Here is a 16401-nt window from a genome sequence, read left to right on the forward strand (position 1 = left end):
TTAAATTCCGAGCCCGGCCCTGATCGCCGCTTCGTCGATGTCGCCCTGCTCGCCGATCAGGACCAGCTTCGAGCAGCGCGGTGCCGCGCCCCAGGGCCGATCAAACTGGTGGCGCACGCGCTCGCCGACCGCCTGCAACAAGAGCCGCATCGGCTTGCCGGCGACCGCGAGATAGCCTTTCGCCCGCAGCACGTTGTGCTCGCGCGCGAGCCGTGCGACGGCACGGGTCAGCGAATCGATGTCGGTGATCTCAGGCAGCTCGATCACGACGGACGCAAAATCATCGTGCTCGTGATCCTCCTCGCCGTCGTGATGCGAGGGTCGCGCGGCGAGATCGTCCTCGGCTGCCGCATTGAGGCCGAGAATGACCTGCGGATCGATGGCGCCATCGGTGACCGACAGCATCGGCAGCGGCCGCGGCGCTTCCGCGGCGATCACTTGCTTTGCGGCGGCAATGCCGGTCTCGCCCGCGAGATCGGCCTTGGTCAGCAGCACGATGTCGGCGCAGGCGATCTGGTCCTCGAACACCTCCGACAGCGGCGTCTCGTGATCGAGGCTTTCGTCGGCGGCGCGTTGCGCGTCGACCGCGGCCGGATCCGGCGCGAAGCGGCCGGCCGCGACAGCCTCGGCATCGGCAAGCGCAATGACGCCGTCAACCGTGATGCGCGACTTGATCTCCGGCCAGTCGAACGCCTTCAGAAGCGGCTTCGGCAGAGCAAGGCCCGAAGTCTCGATCAGGATGTGATCGGGCTGGACCTGCCGCGCCAGCAGGCTCTGCATGGTCGGGATGAATTCATCTGCGACCGTGCAGCAGATACAGCCGTTGGCGAGCTCGACAATGTTCTCCTCGGGACAATTGGCGTCGGCGCAGGATTTCAGTATCTCGCCGTCGACGCCCTCGCTGCCGAACTCATTGACCAGCACCGCGAGCTTCTTGCCATTGGCATTGGTCATGAGATGGCGGATCAGCGTGGTCTTGCCCGAGCCGAGAAAGCCGGTGATGACGGTAACAGGAATCTTGGCAAGCGATGTCATTCAGCGGCCTCGGGCAAAGCGGTCATGGGAGGAATGCGCGCAAGCGATTGCTTGCGGAAAATTTCGGGCCGCGAGCGCCATGGCACGAGCCCGTCGGGCGCAGCCGCATAGGCCGCAGCGCCTGCGACGACATCACGCGCATTGGCCTCGGACAACCGGCCATAGACATAGGCCCAGCGGCCCGGCGCGCTCAGCGCGACCGAGCAGCCCTGGCTGCAGGCGGACAGGCACTCGACCGGCACCAGCTTGACGCCATCAGGCACGCCCGTCTCGACGATGGCGTCGCGCAAGCGCGCGCCAGGCGTGGGCTCGCCCTCCGGAATGGTTTGACCTGCGCGGCAGGTAATGCAGACGTGAAGCGTGACCGCCATTTCGCCTTCCCAATTGATATCGGCGGAGGCGATGAGGCAGACGAACCGGCATGACCGGTTCGTTCCCCGTCGCGGAACACCCCGTCCGCCGGTCGTCCAAAAACACGCGCTGGCAGGTCTCCCGGCTTGCGGAGCAGGACACATCGGTCCTCCGACCCCAGCCTTCCCGAATCCCCTGGGGGATATCAGTGGCGAGTTGGGATCTCTCCGGTCACGGTCGCGGGGGCGGCTGCTTTTCGGGCGATTTAAGCCCTATCGCATTCCCTCTTCGCCTGTCATAGGACAGGAACCAGCGCGGAGCGACCATTCGCCCAAGCGTGTGACTTGTCAAGCCGAAGGAGTGAACATGGCTCCCGATCATGATCTGGCCGAGGAAACCGACGATAAGACATCCGATTCCCTCGACGCGCGCCACGCCGCCAAAATGGCCAAGAAGAAGGCCGCGCGCGATCGCATCATGGCGGAGAAGAGCGGCGAGAAGGGCCTGATCATCGTCCACACCGGCGCCGGCAAGGGAAAATCCTCTTCTGCCTTCGGCATGATCGTCCGCTGTGTCGCTCATGGCTTTCCGTGCGCGGTCGTGCAGTTCATCAAGGGCGCCTGGGATACCGGCGAGCGGCGGCTGCTGACCGGCCATTTCGGCGAGCTCTGCCAATTCCACGCCATGGGTGAAGGCTTTACCTGGGAGACGCAGGATCGCGCCCGCGACATCGCCGCCGCGAAAGCCGGCTGGGAAAAAGCAAAGGAGCTGATCAGCGATGCGCATTTGCGCATGGTCGTGCTCGACGAGATCAACATCGCCTTGCGCTACGACTATCTCGACATCAACGAGGTCGTGGAATTCCTGCGCGAGTCGAAGCCGCCGCTCACCCATGTCGTGCTCACCGGGCGAAACGCAAAGCAGGAGCTGATCGATCTCGCCGACCTCGTCACGGAAATGACGCTGGTCAAGCATCCTTTCCGCTCCGGCATCAAGGCGCAGCCGGGCGTCGAGTTCTGATTCTTGCGACCGGCTTGCCATGGCGCGCGCATTGATGATCCAGGGAGCGGGCTCCGACGTCGGCAAGTCGCTTGTTGTCGCGGGCCTTGCACGTCTCGCGACGCGCCGGGGTCTCCGTGTGCGCCCCTTCAAGCCACAGAACATGTCGAACAATGCGGCGGTCACCGACGATGGCGGCGAGATCGGCCGCGCGCAGGCGCTGCAGGCGCTCGCGGCCGGCATCGCACCGCATACGGACATGAACCCGGTACTGCTGAAGCCTGAGACCGATGTCGGCGCGCAGGTGGTCGTGCAGGGCCGCCGCGTCGCGACCTTGCGCGCGCGCGATTACGCAAAAATGAAGCCATCGCTCATGCCGGCGGTGCTGGAAAGCTTTGAGCGCCTGAAGGCGCAGGCCGACCTCGTGCTGGTCGAGGGCGCCGGCAGCCCCGCCGAGGTCAATTTGCGCGCCAACGACATTGCCAATATGGGCTTTGCGCGCCGCGCCGACGTTCCTGTCGTCATCGTCGGCGATATCGATCGCGGCGGGGTGATCGCGCAGCTCGTCGGCATCAGAAGCGTGATCGACCCGGATGATGCTGCAATGATCACGGGCTTCATCATCAACAAATTTCGCGGCGATCCCACGTTGTTCGACGACGGCTACAGGTTGATCGAGACCCGCACCGGCTGGCGCGGCTTTGGCGTGCTGCCGTATTTTCCGCGCGCCACGGAGCTGCCGGCGGAGGACGCACTCGGACTTTCTGACGCGCGTAAGCCCGGCCGCTGCAAGATCGCCTTCCTGGCGCTGTCGCGGATCGCCAATTTCGACGATCTCGATCCGCTCAAGCTCGAGCCCGATGTCGATCTCGTGATGGTGCGCCCCGGCGAAGCCATTCCGGGCGATGCGAGGCTTGTGATCCTCCCGGGCGCCAAATCGACGCGCGGCGATCTCGATTTCCTGCGCGCGCAGGGCTGGGACATTGATCTCGCCGCCCATCATCGCCGTGGCGGCCATGTGCTCGGCATTTGTGGCGGCTATCAGATGCTGGGCAAAAGCGTCGCCGACCCCGACGGCATCGAGGGACCACCCGGCGAGACGCCAGGGCTCGGCCTGCTCGATGTCGCAACCGTGATGACCCAGGAAAAGGCGCTGACGCGTGTCAGCGCCGTACATGCGGCGACGGGCGCCGCGCTCGATGCCTACGAGATCCACATCGGCCGCAGCGAAGGTAACGACCTCGCGCAACCGTTTTCCTTCATCGACGGGCAGCCCGAAGGCGCCGTGTCGGCCGACGGCCTCGTCCACGGCACCTATCTCCACGGCCTCTTCACATCGGACACTTTCCGCCGCGCCTACCTCGCGCGGCTCGGTGTGGAAGCTTCGGGCGAGCACTACCGCGCCAGGGTCGAGAGCGCGCTCGACGCGCTCGCGGATCACATCGAGAAGCATCTCAATGTGGATGGTTTGTTACAGTTAGCGCGATAACGCCGCGTCCAGTCTCTGCCATTCCGTCTCGTCGCCCGGCAGTCCCAGACGCAGCCAGGACGGCATGTCCCGGAACACGCGCGACCAGATTTGCGCGCGCGCCATCCGCTCCTGCGCGAGCAGGCCATCGCCAGCCTCATAGAGCCGAAACAACGGCGTGCCGCCGATCAACTCCCAGCCTGCCGCCTGCGCGAGCCTATCCTGCCGCCTAGCGTCATGAAACAGGCGTGCGCGCGTCTCACTCGCCCAGGTCTGGTCGAGCAGCGCAACGCGGCCGATCTCAATGGCAACGCCCGAGATCGGCCACGGCCCTGCGATGCTTGCGAGCGCGGCGATATCGGTCTCGCTGCCGAGCACGAAGCCGAGCCTTAGTCCGGCAAGCCCATAGAATTTGCCGAACGAGCGCAGGATCAGAAATCCCGGCCGCCCCGCCTGCGGGGCGAGCGACAATTCGGGCGTGGTATCGACAAAGCTCTCGTCGATGACCAGCCGGCCGACGCGCGATGCCAGCGCCAGCAGCGCTTCCGGATCATGGCGCTGACCATCGGGGTTGTTCGGATTGACGACAATAGCAAGATCAGCGCCCACGAGCGCGTCAAGATCGGCGACGTACTCCACGGTCCAGCCAGCCCCACGCAGCACATGGCCGAACTCGCCATAGGTCGGCGCGAGAATTCTGGCGCTGCCTGGCGGGGCCAGCCGCGGCAACATCTGGATCGCCGCCTGCGCGCCGGCGGTGGCGAGCAACGGCGCGGTGGTGCGATAGGCCTGGCGCGCCGCCTCATGCAGGCTTTCGATCTCGGCGCGCGACGGCAGCGCATGCCAATGATGCACCGGCAGTTGCGGCACAGGATAGGGCCGCCGATTGATGCCGGTGGACAGATCGACCCAGTCCGCAAGCCGGCCGCCAAAGCGCGCGCGCGCAACATCGAGATTTCCGCCATGGTCGATCATGGGCGAAGGCTTACACCAGGGCGAGGATGAGAAGAAGGGCCGCGAACAGCCCCATCGCGCGACCATAGAGTTTCAGCGCCAGCGCGACATCGCCGCCGGCGGGATCGCGGGCCGCTTCATTGAGCCATGGCTCCTTCGCCAGTTCGCCGTCATAGACGCGCGGCCCGCACAGCCGCACCGAAAGCGCCCCCGCGACCGCGGCCTCCGGCCAGCCGGCATTGATCGACCGGTGATGGCGCGCATCGCGCCACATGCAGGCAAGCGCGTCAGGCAGCCGTGATGAGGCAAAAGCGAATAACAGCCCGGTGAGGCGCGCCGGCACCAGATTGGCGACGTCGTCGATGCGGGCGGCGGCCCAGCCGAACGCCTCGTGCCGCGCGTCGCGATGGCCGATCATGGAATCGAGCGTGTTGATCGCCTTGTAGCCGACGATACCGGGCAGTCCGAACAGCACGCCCCAGACAATCGGCGCCACCACGCCATCGGAAGTGTTCTCGGCCAGGCTCTCGATCGCCGCGCGCGCGATGCCGGCTTCATCAAGCTTGGTCGGATCGCGCCCCACGATCATCGACACGGCGCGGCGCGCGCCGTCCACATCGCCGGCCTGCAACGGCTTGGCGACGGCGGCGACATGCTCGTGAAGCGAGCGTAGCGCGACAAAGGGCCACGCAAGGATCCCGACCAGCAGGATGCGCAGCCAGCCGGGCGAGATCAAAGCTTGCAGCGCGAAGGCCGCCACGCTTGCAAGCGCGATCACCGACAAAGCGGCGGCCACGCCCGCGACACGGCGTGCACCGAAGGTGTCGCCATCCCTGTTCCAGCGATGATCCAGCGCTCCGATCAGCCGGCCGAGCCAGGTGACCGGATGGCCGATACGTGCGTAGAGCGCGCCGGGCCAGCCTGCGACGCCGTCGATGACCATCGCCAGAATCATGGCAGCCGCAAAATCCAAGTCACGCTCCCCTGGTATCCGCCCCCCTCTCTGCGCGAGAAGGCATCCTCAACGCAAGCCTCCCGTGCTCCGCGAATTAGTCCTTTGTCATCGCGCGCGGAATGGATTACTGCCGTCTGGTGCAGTGGAGGAGACATGCCAACCATCCTGGTTACGGGCGGAGCGCGGTCGGGCAAGAGCACGCGGGCGGAGACGCGCGCGCAGGATTTTGCCGGCAGGCCGGTCTACATCGCGACCGCCGAAGGGTTCGATCACGAGATGCGCGAGCGGATCGCAAAACACCGCGCGCGCCGCGGCAATGAGTGGATCGAGCATGAGACGCCGCTGGAGCTGGTGGCGGCGCTGAACGCAACGGACGGCGGCGGCGCGCGGCTGGTCGATTGCCTGACGCTCTGGCTCTCAAACCTCATGCACGAGGGGCGCGATTGGACGAAGGAAGCGGCAGCGCTGGTCGAGGCGCTGAAAGCGCAACGCAGCCCGGTCGTGCTGGTTACCAACGAGGTCGGCTCCGGCATCGTGCCTGACAATGCGCTGGCGCGCGAGTTCCGCGATGCCGCAGGCTTCCTCAACCAGATGATCGCGCGTGCCGCCGACGAGGTCGAGCTCGTGGTCGCGGGACTGCCGATGCGGGTGAAGTAGCGCATGGCAACGGACGACAGGGTAAATTACCTGGCGCGGCTCGAAGGTCTCTTGCGCGATCTACGGATCGCGATCTCGCTCTGCACGCGCCTGCCGGTCGCTCCTTCCAGCGCGATCGGCGAAGGCGACTTGGCCCGCGCCAGCTGGGCCTTTCCGATTGCGGGTGCGCTGATCGGCCTGATTGGCGCTGCTGTCTATTGGATCGCGGACCGCCTGCATCTTCCGCCGCTCGCCGCCAGCGTGCTTGCGCTAGCGGCAACAATCTTTCTGAGCGGCGCAATGCATGAGGACGGGCTGGCCGACGCCGCCGATGGTCTGGGCGGCGGCCGGACGCGCGAGAAAAAGCTCGAGATCATGCGCGACAGCCGGATCGGCACGTTCGGCGCCTGTGCGCTCGGCCTGTCGCTGCTGTTACGATGGAGTGCGCTCGCCACCCTGAACGACACCCGGTCCGTTGCGATTGCGCTGATCGTCGCCCATGCCGCGGCACGTGCGGTCCTGCCGGCCTTCATGAGCCTTGTCCCCCCGGCGCGCAGCGAGGGGCTTTCGAGCAGCGCCGGACAGCCGCAGCCGGTCAGCGCGGCCATCGCGCTGGGGCTTGGCATCGCAGCCCTTGCCATCGGGTTTGGCCTCAAGGCGATGCTGACCGGCGCCGTCGCGCTCGCCGCAATCGGCCTCCTCCTGGCGCGGCTTGCGCAGCGCCAGATCGGAGGCCAGACCGGCGACGTGCTCGGCGCGCTGGAGCAAGCCGCGGAAGCCACCCTTCTCCTGCTCGCCACCACACTGCTATAACCGGATCATGCCTGGCGAAGCGCGATCCCTCATGTCCCTGCTGGCAAGCGGCGCCGCCGCCGAGCCCGCCTTCATATTCGACGGCACCGCGGTATCCGCTGCCGATTTCGCAACGCACGTGGAGGAAACAGCCGCCTGGCTCGCCGCGCATGGCATCGGACGCGGCGATGTGGTCGCTGTGTGGCTGGTCAATCGCCTGGAATGGGTGACGCTGCTGTTTGCCGCGGCGAAGCTCGGCGCCATCGTCGCCGCGGTCAACACGCGCTATCGCAGTGCCGATGTCGCGCACCTGCTTCGCCTGTCGGGCGCGAAGCTGCTGGTTGTCGAGGCCGCCTTCCGCTCCATCGATTTCGCAGCGATCCTCGCCGGCATCGGCAACGTCGAGCTGCCGGCGCTGGCGCGCGTCGCCGTGGTCGGCACCGGCAAGTTTAATTGCGCCTGGCCGTCCCTGCGCTTCGATGCGTTCGAAAAATCCTATCCGCCCGCCGCGATATCGCCGCAGGACGTCGACGCTCCAGTGCTGCTCTTCACGACTTCGGGCACGACCAGGGGGCCAAAGCTGGTTGCGCATTCGCAAAGCACGCTTGCCGGCCACGCCCGCGCGGTCGCCAAAGCGCTCGCGCTGTCGCCGCAACAGGACTCACTGCTGGCGATGCTGCCGTTCTGCGGCACGTTCGGCATGAGCGCGCTGCTCGCCTTCATGGCTGCGGGCGTGAGCGTCCATGTGCTCGACGCGTTCGAGGCGACGCCAGCGCTGCGCATTTTGACCGAGGAGAAGATCACCCACAGCTTCGGCTCGGACGAGATGTTCCGCCGTATCCTGGCGCTGACCGACGCGCCGCGCCCGTTCCCGGAGGCCAAGGTATTCGGCTTTGCCGCGTTCCAGCCGGGCTGGCGCGAGTTTGCCGCAGCGGCCGGAGCGCGCGGGCTGCCGCTGCACGGGCTCTATGGCTCGAGCGAATTGCAGGCGCTGTTTTCGATCGGCAGGAGCGACGCCCCCTTCGCCGAGCGCATCGAATGCGGGGGATGGCCGATGTCGGAGGATGCGGTCGTGCGCGCGCGGGACCCCGAGAGCGGAGAGATCGCAGGTCCCGGCGTCTCCGGCGAGCTCGAAATCCGCGCGCCGTCGCGCTTCCTGGGCTATTTCAACAATCCGGAAGCAACTCGCGAGGCAACCACCGAAGACGGCTTCTTCCGCACCGGCGATATCGGCCGGATGCGCGAGGACGGCTCCTTCATCTATGAGACGCGGGGCGGAGACGCGATGCGGCTCGGCGGCTTCCTGGTCGCGCCGGGCGAGATCGAGGATGAGCTGAAGGCCTGCGCCGGCGTCACGGACGCGCAGGTCGTCGCGGTCGAGCTCAATGGCCAGGCCCGCTGTGCGGCGTTTGTCATCGCGGGAAGCGAAGCGCCACAAATGGAACAGCTGACCACAAAGCTGCGCGAGCGCCTCGCCGGCTACAAGGTGCCGGCGCGCATCTTCCTCATCGACGCCTTCCCCGTCACGGACAGCGCCAATGGCGTGAAGATCCAGCGCGGCAAGCTGCGCGCAATCGCGATGGAGAGGATCGCGGGCGAGCAAGGCAGGCAGACAACGGCAGGCTGATCTCGCATTCCGGCAAGTTCCCACTCAGGCAAGTCCCGCTCGCCGAAAGCCTTCCAGATAGTGCTCGCGATCGGCGTCACGCGCCCACGGCAACTGGCCTGCGATCCAGGCGAGCGAGAGGCTCGGCTGGATCCTCCGCAGTTCCTGCAACGCGGCAACCGCCGTCTCCGTATCTCCGGCCATGCCGGCGGCGACGGCCAGCACGCGGTAGGCTCCCGTGAGATCGCCGCGCTGGCGGATAGCCTCGCGCGCAAGCGAAATGGCCTCATCGTACCTCTTTTCGATAAACCGCGCATAGCCCGCGACGCCATAGTAGATTGCCAGCGAAGGATCGCGCGGACTGTGCCGGATTGCGCGCTGGGCCGCCTCGAAGGCATCCTGCGTCCTTCCGCTGTAGCACAGCGCCAGCGCATAATAGCCATGGGCCATGCAGAAATTCGGATTCAACTGCAGCGCCAGCTCGAACTCTGAAATCGCAGCTTCGAGGCGCCGCGTCGAGAAGTACACGCTGCCGAGCGCCGTGCGCGCCCATGCATCATCGCCGGCAACGTCGACAGCCTTTAGCGCCGCACGTTCGGCCGGCGGCGCCGCGGTTGAAATATCCGTCCAGCCCAGGTGAACGCCACGCATGTGACTGGCAGCAAGCACCGACAGCGCCTGACCATAGTTCGGATCAATGGCAATCGCCTGCTCCAGAAGGGCTAGCGCGGTTGCGTGATCCTGCCTTGTCACCTTCCAGAAATGCGACAAGGCCCGCATGACCAGGTCCCAAGCATCGAGGTTGCTCGGCGGCTTCTGCCGCGCGCGAAAATTCTCGGCGGCGTAGATCTGCGGCTCGATCGCCGCCACGATGGACGTGGTGATGTCGTCCTGGACGGCAAAGACGTCGGTCAAATTCCGGTCGTATCGCTCCGCCCAGATGTGGCTCCCGGTCGCGACGTCATTGAGCTGGGCCGTGATCCTGACACGGTCGCCCTCCTTGCGTACACTGCCCTCGACGACGTAACGCACCGAAAGCTGCTGGGCGATCTCTCTGATATGAACGGACCGGCCCTTGTAGGAGAACGACGAGTTGCGCGCGATCACGAAGAACCACTTCACCCTCGACAACCCAGTGAGAATGTCTTCGCTGATACCGTCGCAAAAATATTCCTGTTCAGGGTCGTCGCTCATGTTTTCGAGAGCGAGCACGGCGATTGCCGGCCGATCGGGTGCGGCTGCGCCCTCCCGCGGCGGTGAGGCCGGCTGTTCGGACGTTTCCGCCGGCAGAGCCTCATCCGATTGCTCACGCACGTCTCCCACGAAACGAAAACCCTTGCGCGAGATGGTGCGGATTAGCCTTTGAGCCTTACCGCTGTCGCCAAGTGCCTCGCGCGCGGCATTGATGCGGCTGGTCAGCGTCGAGTCCGATACGATGCGACCACCCCAGACTCCGGAGATCAGATCGTCCCGGGTGACGACACGCTCGCGATTTCCGATCAAATGGACCAAAAGGTCGAAGACCTGCGGCTGCAACGGCACCGGCAGCCCGCCGCGAAGCAATTCGCGGCGCTCGGTGTCCAGCGAGTGGTCTTCAAAGACAAATCGCACGTCGATCCCGGACCAGGGTCCGCTCTCAAGAAAAAATCATTGCCGTCTCAACGAGAAATCAAGCGCCCGGCAAGGCCGCGTGCGCCGTGTTGCGGCATTCTGCAGGGCCCCAATTTTCGCCCTTTGCGGAGCAAATGATGACTCAGATTCAATCCATCAACCCCGAGATATCGGGACATCGAATTTCAAAAATCATCGCATTTCTCTACGGAATTGTTGCCTACCTCGCCTTTTTCGTCACGATCCTTTACGCCATGGGCTTCGTCGGCGGCTTTGGCGTGCCCAAGTCCATCGATACGGGCCCCGAAACGTCCCCTGCCGAAGCACTCCTGGTGAACCTGCTCCTGATGTTGCTGTTCGCCGTCCAGCATAGCCTGATGGCCCGCAAGCGGTTCAAGGAGTGGTGGACGCAATATGTCCCCAAGCCGGTAGAGCGTAGCACCTATGTCCTGCTGGCGAGCCTGTGCCTCATGCTGTTGTTCTGGCAGTGGCGGCCGATGCCGGCAATTGTTTGGCAGATCAGGAACCCCGATGTCGCAGTCGCTGTCGCAGCGGTGTCCCTGGTCGGCTGGGTCATCGTATTCACCAGCACCTTCCTCATCAATCATTTCGAGCTGTTCGGGCTGCAGCAAGTCACGGCCAATCTCGCCGGCCGTGATATCCCGGCACCGCAATTCCGGACCCCAGTCTACTACAAATTCGTGCGGCATCCGATCTATCTCGGCTTCATTATCGCATTCTGGGCTACACCTGAAATGAGCTTCGGGCATCTCCTGTTCGCGACTGTCACCACCCTTTACATCTTCGTCGGCATTTTCCTCGAGGAGCGCGATCTGATCGGGCTGTTCGGCGACCAATATCGGCGCTATCGCAAGCAAGTGTCCATGCTGATACCATGGCGCCGGTCGGCCTGAGCGGGCCTTGATCAAGAAAAGCAGAACAGGAGGAAGTGAATGACAAAACATATCGGCAACTGCTTTTGCGGAGCCGTCGAGATCGAGGTCAGCGGAGCTCCGGAAGCAATGGGTTATTGCCATTGCCGTTCCTGCCGCTCCTGGTCTGGCGGTCCGGTCAACGCCTTCAGCCTCTGGAAGCCCGAGGCTGTCAGGATCACGGCCGGGTCGGAAAACGTAGCAACCTACGCGAAGACGCCGATGAGCGAGCGGCAATACTGCAAGAAGTGCGGCGGCCATCTGATGGCGCGCCATCCGCCGCTCGGCATGATCGATGTGTTCGCGGCGACCATCCCGACACTGGCATTCGCGCCGGGCGTTCACGTCAACTACGCCGAGTCGGTGCTGCCGATGCGGGATGGGCTACCGAAGCTGAAGGATTTTCCAGCCGAGTTCGGCGGCTCCGGCGAGATGATGGCGGAATAAGGCGGCTGGATGCGTTGGTGCGTCGGGCTATGTCAGCCCGGCGCGCCGAAAGCCTTCCAGATAGTGCTCTCGCTCGGCCTGCTGCTTGATCGGCAGTTCGCTCTCGATCCAGGCGAGCGAGACGTTGGGCTGGGTGCGGCGAAGCTCCTGCAACGCCGTCCTTGCGACCTCATCATAACCGGCCATGGCGGCGGCGGCAGTCAACACACGGTGTCCGCCGACGAAGTCGCCGCGCTGACGCAGCGACTCGCGCGCAAGGCGAATCGCCTCGTCATAGTTGCGGCCGATGAATTGGGCATAGGCCGCGATGCCGAAATACAGCGTCGAGGATGGATCGCGCGGGCTCAGCCGCAGCGCGCGACGAACCGCCAGGTCCCCTTCTTCCCACCGCCCGGAATAGCACAGCGCCACCCCGTGGAAGGCTTGCGCAAAAGAGAAATTCGGGTTGAGGCGGAGCGCCAGTTCGAATTCGGCGATTGCGTCGTCGAAGCGCCGCTCAAAGAGATAGGTGTAGGCCAGCCCATGGTGGGCCCACGCGTCCTCGGTATCGGCCTCGACGGCCGCCAGCCCCGCGCGCTCGGCAACCGGTACCACTGAGCCCATGTCCGACCATCCCATATGGGCACCAAAAATGTGGCTCGTCGCGAGCACGCCGAGTGCCTGGCCATAATGCGGATCGATGGCAATCGCCTTCTCCAGCAGCGCCTGCGCCACCATGTTGTCCTGCCGCGTGACCCGCCAGAAGTGCGAGAGCCCGCGCACGACAAGATCCCAGGCATCCAGGCTGCCCGGCGGCTTGCGTTGCGCGCGGAAATTCTCTGCCACGTAAAGCTGCGGTTCTATGGCTGCGACGATCGACTCGGTGATCTCGTCCTGTAGCGCGAAGACATCCGCCAGCTCGCGATCATAGCGCTCGGCCCAGATATGACTGCCCGTCGAAACATCGGTGAGCTGCACGGAAATCCTGATGCGCTCGCCACTCCTGCGCACGCTGCCTTCGACAACGTAACGAACCCCGAGCTCCTGCGCGATCAGGCCGATTTGGACTGACCTGCCCTTGTAGATGAATGACGAGTTGCGGGCGATGACGAAAAGCCAGCGCAGCTTGGATAGTGCGGTGATGATGTCCTCGCTGATCCCGTCGGAAAAATAGTCCTGCTCGCGGTCGCCGCTCATATTGGCAAAAGGCAGAACGGCAATGGCCGGCCGGTCCGGCAGCGGCAGCCCCGGTCTGACCTGATTTGCGGGCGCGGGCGCGGCTGCCTCCGCACCCGCGCTGCGCAACTGCGTCACGACAGCGCTCACGAAGCGAACGCCTTTGCGCGGAACCGTGCGAATGAGGTTTTGCTCGACGCCGCTGTCGCCAATCGCCTTACGTGCAGCATTGATGCGGCTGGTCAGCGTGGACTCGGAGACGATCCGCCCGCCCCAGATCTTGTCGATCAGGTCATCCTTGCTGACGACGCGGTCGCGATTTTCAAGGAGATGCACGAGCAGATCGAAAACCTGGGGTTCGACGGGGATCACCCGCCCTGCGCTGCTCAGCTCTCGACGGTCCGTGTCAAGTACATGATTGGAAAAGAGAAATTGCACGTCAGGTCGGCGCCTCATGCAACAAACAAGCTGATCTGAAGGTAAAATCAAGCAACCCTCAGAGTCTTTAGGTCAATCGACTGGCATGTTCGGTTCATCGTCGCCCGCGTCTCGCGCGGCTGCGCATGGAACCAGAAAGGATGCCGCGATGATCCGCGCGAGCCAAGCTCGCCGGCTCACCACTTCACACTCCATTTGTCGATCCCGGCCGCGCATCGCGAATCCGGGTCAGTTTTGCCAGCAAGGAACCTTTCGAATGCCCACCGATTACTCGCAAATCTATTCTTGTTCGGCCTGGCCAACCTGCGGCTTGGCCACGATTGCGCTTGGTCTCTGCCGTTTCGCTTGCGTTTTGCTGCTGCCTCGGACCCACAGCCTGCTGTACGCGGTCAACGCGATCGGGTTCCTTGTCGGCGTGCTCGGAGCCGGCGCCATTGTCCGACGCGTCGGCATGCTCAATGCGATCGGAATTGCGGTCGGGGCGTGCGGGCTCTCCCTGGCCGTCTCGTCACTGACGACCCAGCTGACCGTGCTCGGCGTCGCGCTCGCGCAGCTGGGTGTCGTCCGATGACGGATCTGCCAGCCCCTCCGCTACGGCGTCTGGCCCGATGCTGTCGCTTCCTGCGAGATCGCGCGCTGGTCGGTGTTTGCGATCAGCGGACCGCCGTTGCCGAAGCGGGCGCGATAGACTGCGAGATTCTCCATCACCCGCTGCACGTAGTTACGCGTCTCGGAGAAGGGGATACGCTCGACCCAGTCGACCGGATCGACATTGGGATCGCGCGGATCGCCATAGGCCTTGATCCAGTCGCGCACCCGGCCGCGGCCGGCATTGTAGCCGGCAAAGGTCATGATCTGCGAGCCCTTGTATTCGGACAATAACGCGCTGAGCTCGGCTGCACCCATCTGGGTGTTGTAGACGGGATCGGAGACCATGCGGTCCCAGTCATATTCGACGCCGAAACGCTTGGCGGTGTCGCGCCCGGCTTCCGGGGTGACCTGCATCAGGCCGACGGCGTTGGCCGAGGACTTGTCCTTCTGGTTGAAGGCGCTCTCGGTGCGAGCAACCGAGTAGATGATGCTGCGATCGATCGCCGGCCCCACCGGCGTGTGCGCCGGGATACCGATGGTCGGGAACGCATAGGCGTCCACCGGCAGCCCGCGCCCGAGCGCGGTCTTGCCGAGCTCGAGCATGGCGCGCGCGTCATTGTGGCGGCCGGTGACGTCGGCCACCGCCGACAATGTCGCGACGTCGTTGGAGTCCTCGGCGAGGTCGATGACGAAGCTCACAAGCACCTCGCGTTCGCCGAGGGTATAGAGCATGTCGGCGGCGCGGACGATCTCGTCCGAAGGCTGTGCCCGCTGCGCCTCGTCGCCCTGCGGCTCGCGCACCTCCATGCGATTCATGCCGAGCCGCGCGCGCGCCAGCTGGCCGTAATAAGCCGTCGATTGCCGCGCGGCGGCCTCATAGTTCGCCCGCATGGTCAAGAGATCGCCGACCGCTTCGGCCGCCCGGCCGCGCCAGTAATTCGCGCGGGCAAGCGTGATCGGGTTGGCACAGCCCTCGTCGATATGGATGAAATGCGCCATCGCCGTGCGCGGATCGTTGAGGTAGCGCAGCGCGATCCAGCCCGACATGAAATGTTGGTCGGCGCGGTAGTTGTCACTGGCTGGCGTCGCTGCCGTGCGCGCCAGCTCGTAGGCCCCCTGGACGTCACCCTGATCAAGCAGCTTGCGCGCCAGCAGGCGCCGAACACGCCACCATTCATCAGTGTCCTGCAGCGGCATGGTCGCCTGCGGGGCCGCGAGCACCAGCCGGCTCGCCTCCACGATTTTGTCCTTCTTCATCAGCCATTGCACGCGGCACAAGACATAGCCGAGATCATCGCGAGCGCCTGACGCGACGTCCTCGAGCCGGTCGCCGGCCTTGTCGTCATTGCCCTTTACCGTGCTGCAGGCCTTCACGATCGCGACCGCATTGTCGTCGACATGATGCGCGGCGCGCATCGCGGCGCCAAAGTCCTTGGCGCCGATGCGCTTGTCCATGCGCGCCTGGAAATCTTCACGTGTCAGGAGATTACCAAACGCGTCCAGCACCTCGCCTTCGCTGCGTTCGGTCAATTCCTCGGAGCGCCAGGCCTCGCTTATCAGGCGCTGCGCCCCGTCGCGGTCGCCTTCGTTCAGACGGACGCGCGCCAGCGCGAACTTGCCCTTGGCGGTGAACGGACGATCGCTGGTGAAATTGTGCACGGTAGCCGCATCGGCCTTCTCCTGCCACAGCCGCGCCTCGGCGCGGCGGCGCATCAGGGTGACGCCGGGCCAATCCGAATTGTCCACAATGAAGGACGCATAGCGGCCGAACGGCGCCTGCGAGTCCGGGTGGCGCAGGATGAACCACTCGGCGAGCTTGCGTGCAGCAGGATCGGCAATGGTCTTTTCCGCGACCGTCGCGTCCGACGTCTTGCCCTGCCGCGACAGGTCGATGACGTCCTTCAGCACGCCGAGATCGCCGGTGAAGCGCGGCGCGTCTTCCTCGTCGGACTTGTCCTTCTTGCGCCGCTTGTCGGCGATGCGTTCCTTCTTGCCCTTCTTGAGACCGGCCTCTTGCTTCGGCGAAGAACTGTGCTCGTGGCGCGCATCGCGCGCAGCCTCGGCTTTCTTCTCGTGAGATACTGGCTTGTGGCGGCTCGCGGCGATCGCATCGCTCGACGGACTGGCGAGAACGGCCAACACAAACAGACAAGGCAACGGCCGGAACAGCTGGTTCATTCCGAGGTCCCCCCCTTGCGAACCGACCGACGCAAACCCCTTCCGGGATCGCACGATCTGTCCGGTTGAGTACAGTGAGACTAGCACAACCGTGATTCGCTTCTGTCACGCCAAGGCAACAACATCCGCAAATCGATTTATAACAGCCGGAAACCAGTATCATTACGGGACATCAGATGATGTCACGCCGCATTTCCGCCTTATTGCAACGAGCCTCGCAGCTTCGATTCCGCTAACTTGCGGGAAAATACGA

The 16401-nt window shown here is 64.7% G+C and carries 15 protein-coding genes and 1 riboswitch; of the genes, 8 read left to right on the top strand and 7 right to left on the bottom strand.

The window, feature by feature from the left end:
• Together cobW and A3AI_RS0100405 are read right to left on the bottom strand one after the other, a co-directional pair.
• Positions 1 to 1035, bottom strand: coding sequence for a cobalamin biosynthesis protein CobW (cobW, locus tag A3AI_RS0100400; RefSeq protein WP_024513662.1), 1035 nt, complete (start codon positions 1033 to 1035; stop codon positions 1 to 3).
• On the bottom strand, positions 1032 to 1406 hold the full coding sequence (locus A3AI_RS0100405) for a DUF1636 family protein (protein WP_024513663.1): 375 nt from the start codon (positions 1404 to 1406) through the stop codon (positions 1032 to 1034). Before A3AI_RS0100405 ends, cobW begins: the two co-directional genes overlap by 4 nt.
• 94 nt (positions 1407 to 1500) lie before the next feature.
• Positions 1501 to 1715: riboswitch (cobalamin riboswitch) on the bottom strand.
• 37 nt (positions 1716 to 1752) lie between these two features.
• Here A3AI_RS0100405 and cobO point away from each other — a divergent pair.
• Entirely contained in the window at positions 1753 to 2406 is a 654-nt protein-coding gene (gene cobO, locus A3AI_RS0100410; protein WP_024513664.1) for a cob(I)yrinic acid a,c-diamide adenosyltransferase, read from the top strand.
• 19 nt (positions 2407 to 2425) lie between these two features.
• Positions 2426 to 3874, top strand: a complete 1449-nt coding sequence (locus A3AI_RS0100415) for a cobyric acid synthase (protein ID WP_024513665.1) — start codon at positions 2426 to 2428, stop codon at positions 3872 to 3874.
• Here A3AI_RS0100415 and cobD read toward each other — a convergent pair.
• A complete protein-coding gene (gene cobD, locus A3AI_RS0100420) occupies positions 3863 to 4828 on the bottom strand; it encodes a threonine-phosphate decarboxylase CobD (protein WP_024513666.1) in 966 nt (321 codons plus the stop codon). The two genes, A3AI_RS0100415 and cobD, sit on opposite strands and share 12 nt — an antisense overlap.
• Positions 4829 to 4838: 10 nt before the next feature.
• Positions 4839 to 5780, bottom strand: coding sequence for an adenosylcobinamide-phosphate synthase CbiB (gene cbiB / locus A3AI_RS0100425; protein ID WP_024513667.1), 942 nt, complete (start codon positions 5778 to 5780; stop codon positions 4839 to 4841).
• Positions 5781 to 5915: 135 nt separating this feature from the next.
• Between cbiB and cobU the strand changes: the two genes are divergently transcribed.
• From cobU to A3AI_RS0100440, 3 genes are read left to right on the top strand one after another with little or no spacing between them, the layout of a single operon-like run.
• Complete coding sequence (gene cobU / locus A3AI_RS0100430) at positions 5916 to 6419, top strand: bifunctional adenosylcobinamide kinase/adenosylcobinamide-phosphate guanylyltransferase (RefSeq protein WP_024513668.1); 504 nt, start codon at positions 5916 to 5918, stop codon at positions 6417 to 6419.
• Between the two features lie 3 nt (positions 6420 to 6422).
• On the top strand, positions 6423 to 7211 hold the full coding sequence (gene cobS, locus A3AI_RS0100435; protein WP_024513669.1) for an adenosylcobinamide-GDP ribazoletransferase: 789 nt from the start codon (positions 6423 to 6425) through the stop codon (positions 7209 to 7211).
• 7 nt (positions 7212 to 7218) lie between these two features.
• Positions 7219 to 8817 (top strand): AMP-binding protein, encoded by a 1599-nt coding sequence (locus tag A3AI_RS0100440; protein ID WP_024513670.1) that lies wholly within the window; start codon positions 7219 to 7221, stop codon positions 8815 to 8817.
• Between the two features lie 24 nt (positions 8818 to 8841).
• Here A3AI_RS0100440 and A3AI_RS0100445 read toward each other — a convergent pair whose 3' ends face one another.
• A complete protein-coding gene (locus A3AI_RS0100445) occupies positions 8842 to 10407 on the bottom strand; it encodes a winged helix-turn-helix domain-containing tetratricopeptide repeat protein (protein ID WP_024513671.1) in 1566 nt (521 codons plus the stop codon).
• A 137-nt stretch (positions 10408 to 10544) separates the two neighbouring features.
• Here A3AI_RS0100445 and mddA point away from each other — a divergent pair, with 137 nt between their 5' ends.
• Entirely contained in the window at positions 10545 to 11321 is a 777-nt protein-coding gene (gene mddA, locus A3AI_RS0100450) for a methanethiol S-methyltransferase (protein ID WP_024513672.1), read from the top strand.
• Between the two features lie 39 nt (positions 11322 to 11360).
• Complete coding sequence (locus A3AI_RS0100455; RefSeq protein ID WP_024513673.1) at positions 11361 to 11786, top strand: GFA family protein; 426 nt, start codon at positions 11361 to 11363, stop codon at positions 11784 to 11786.
• A gap of 27 nt (positions 11787 to 11813) precedes the next feature.
• Here A3AI_RS0100455 and A3AI_RS0100460 read toward each other — a convergent pair whose 3' ends face one another.
• Complete coding sequence (locus A3AI_RS0100460) at positions 11814 to 13379, bottom strand: winged helix-turn-helix domain-containing protein (RefSeq protein WP_024513674.1); 1566 nt, start codon at positions 13377 to 13379, stop codon at positions 11814 to 11816.
• Positions 13380 to 13527: 148 nt separating this feature from the next.
• On the opposite strand from A3AI_RS0100460, the gene A3AI_RS0100465 reads away from it, so the two are divergent.
• Positions 13528 to 13950 carry a hypothetical protein gene (locus A3AI_RS0100465; protein ID WP_156927583.1) on the top strand — a complete coding sequence of 141 codons (423 nt, stop codon included), beginning with the start codon at positions 13528 to 13530 and terminating at the stop codon, positions 13948 to 13950.
• A 20-nt stretch (positions 13951 to 13970) separates the two neighbouring features.
• On the opposite strand, the gene A3AI_RS0100470 is transcribed toward A3AI_RS0100465, so the two are convergent.
• Entirely contained in the window at positions 13971 to 16148 is a 2178-nt protein-coding gene (locus A3AI_RS0100470) for a transglycosylase SLT domain-containing protein (RefSeq protein ID WP_024513676.1), read from the bottom strand.
• Between the last annotated feature and the right edge of the window lie 253 nt (positions 16149 to 16401).

This window comes from Bradyrhizobium sp. Tv2a-2, assembly GCF_000472425.1.
Lineage (GTDB): Bacteria > Pseudomonadota > Alphaproteobacteria > Rhizobiales > Xanthobacteraceae > Bradyrhizobium.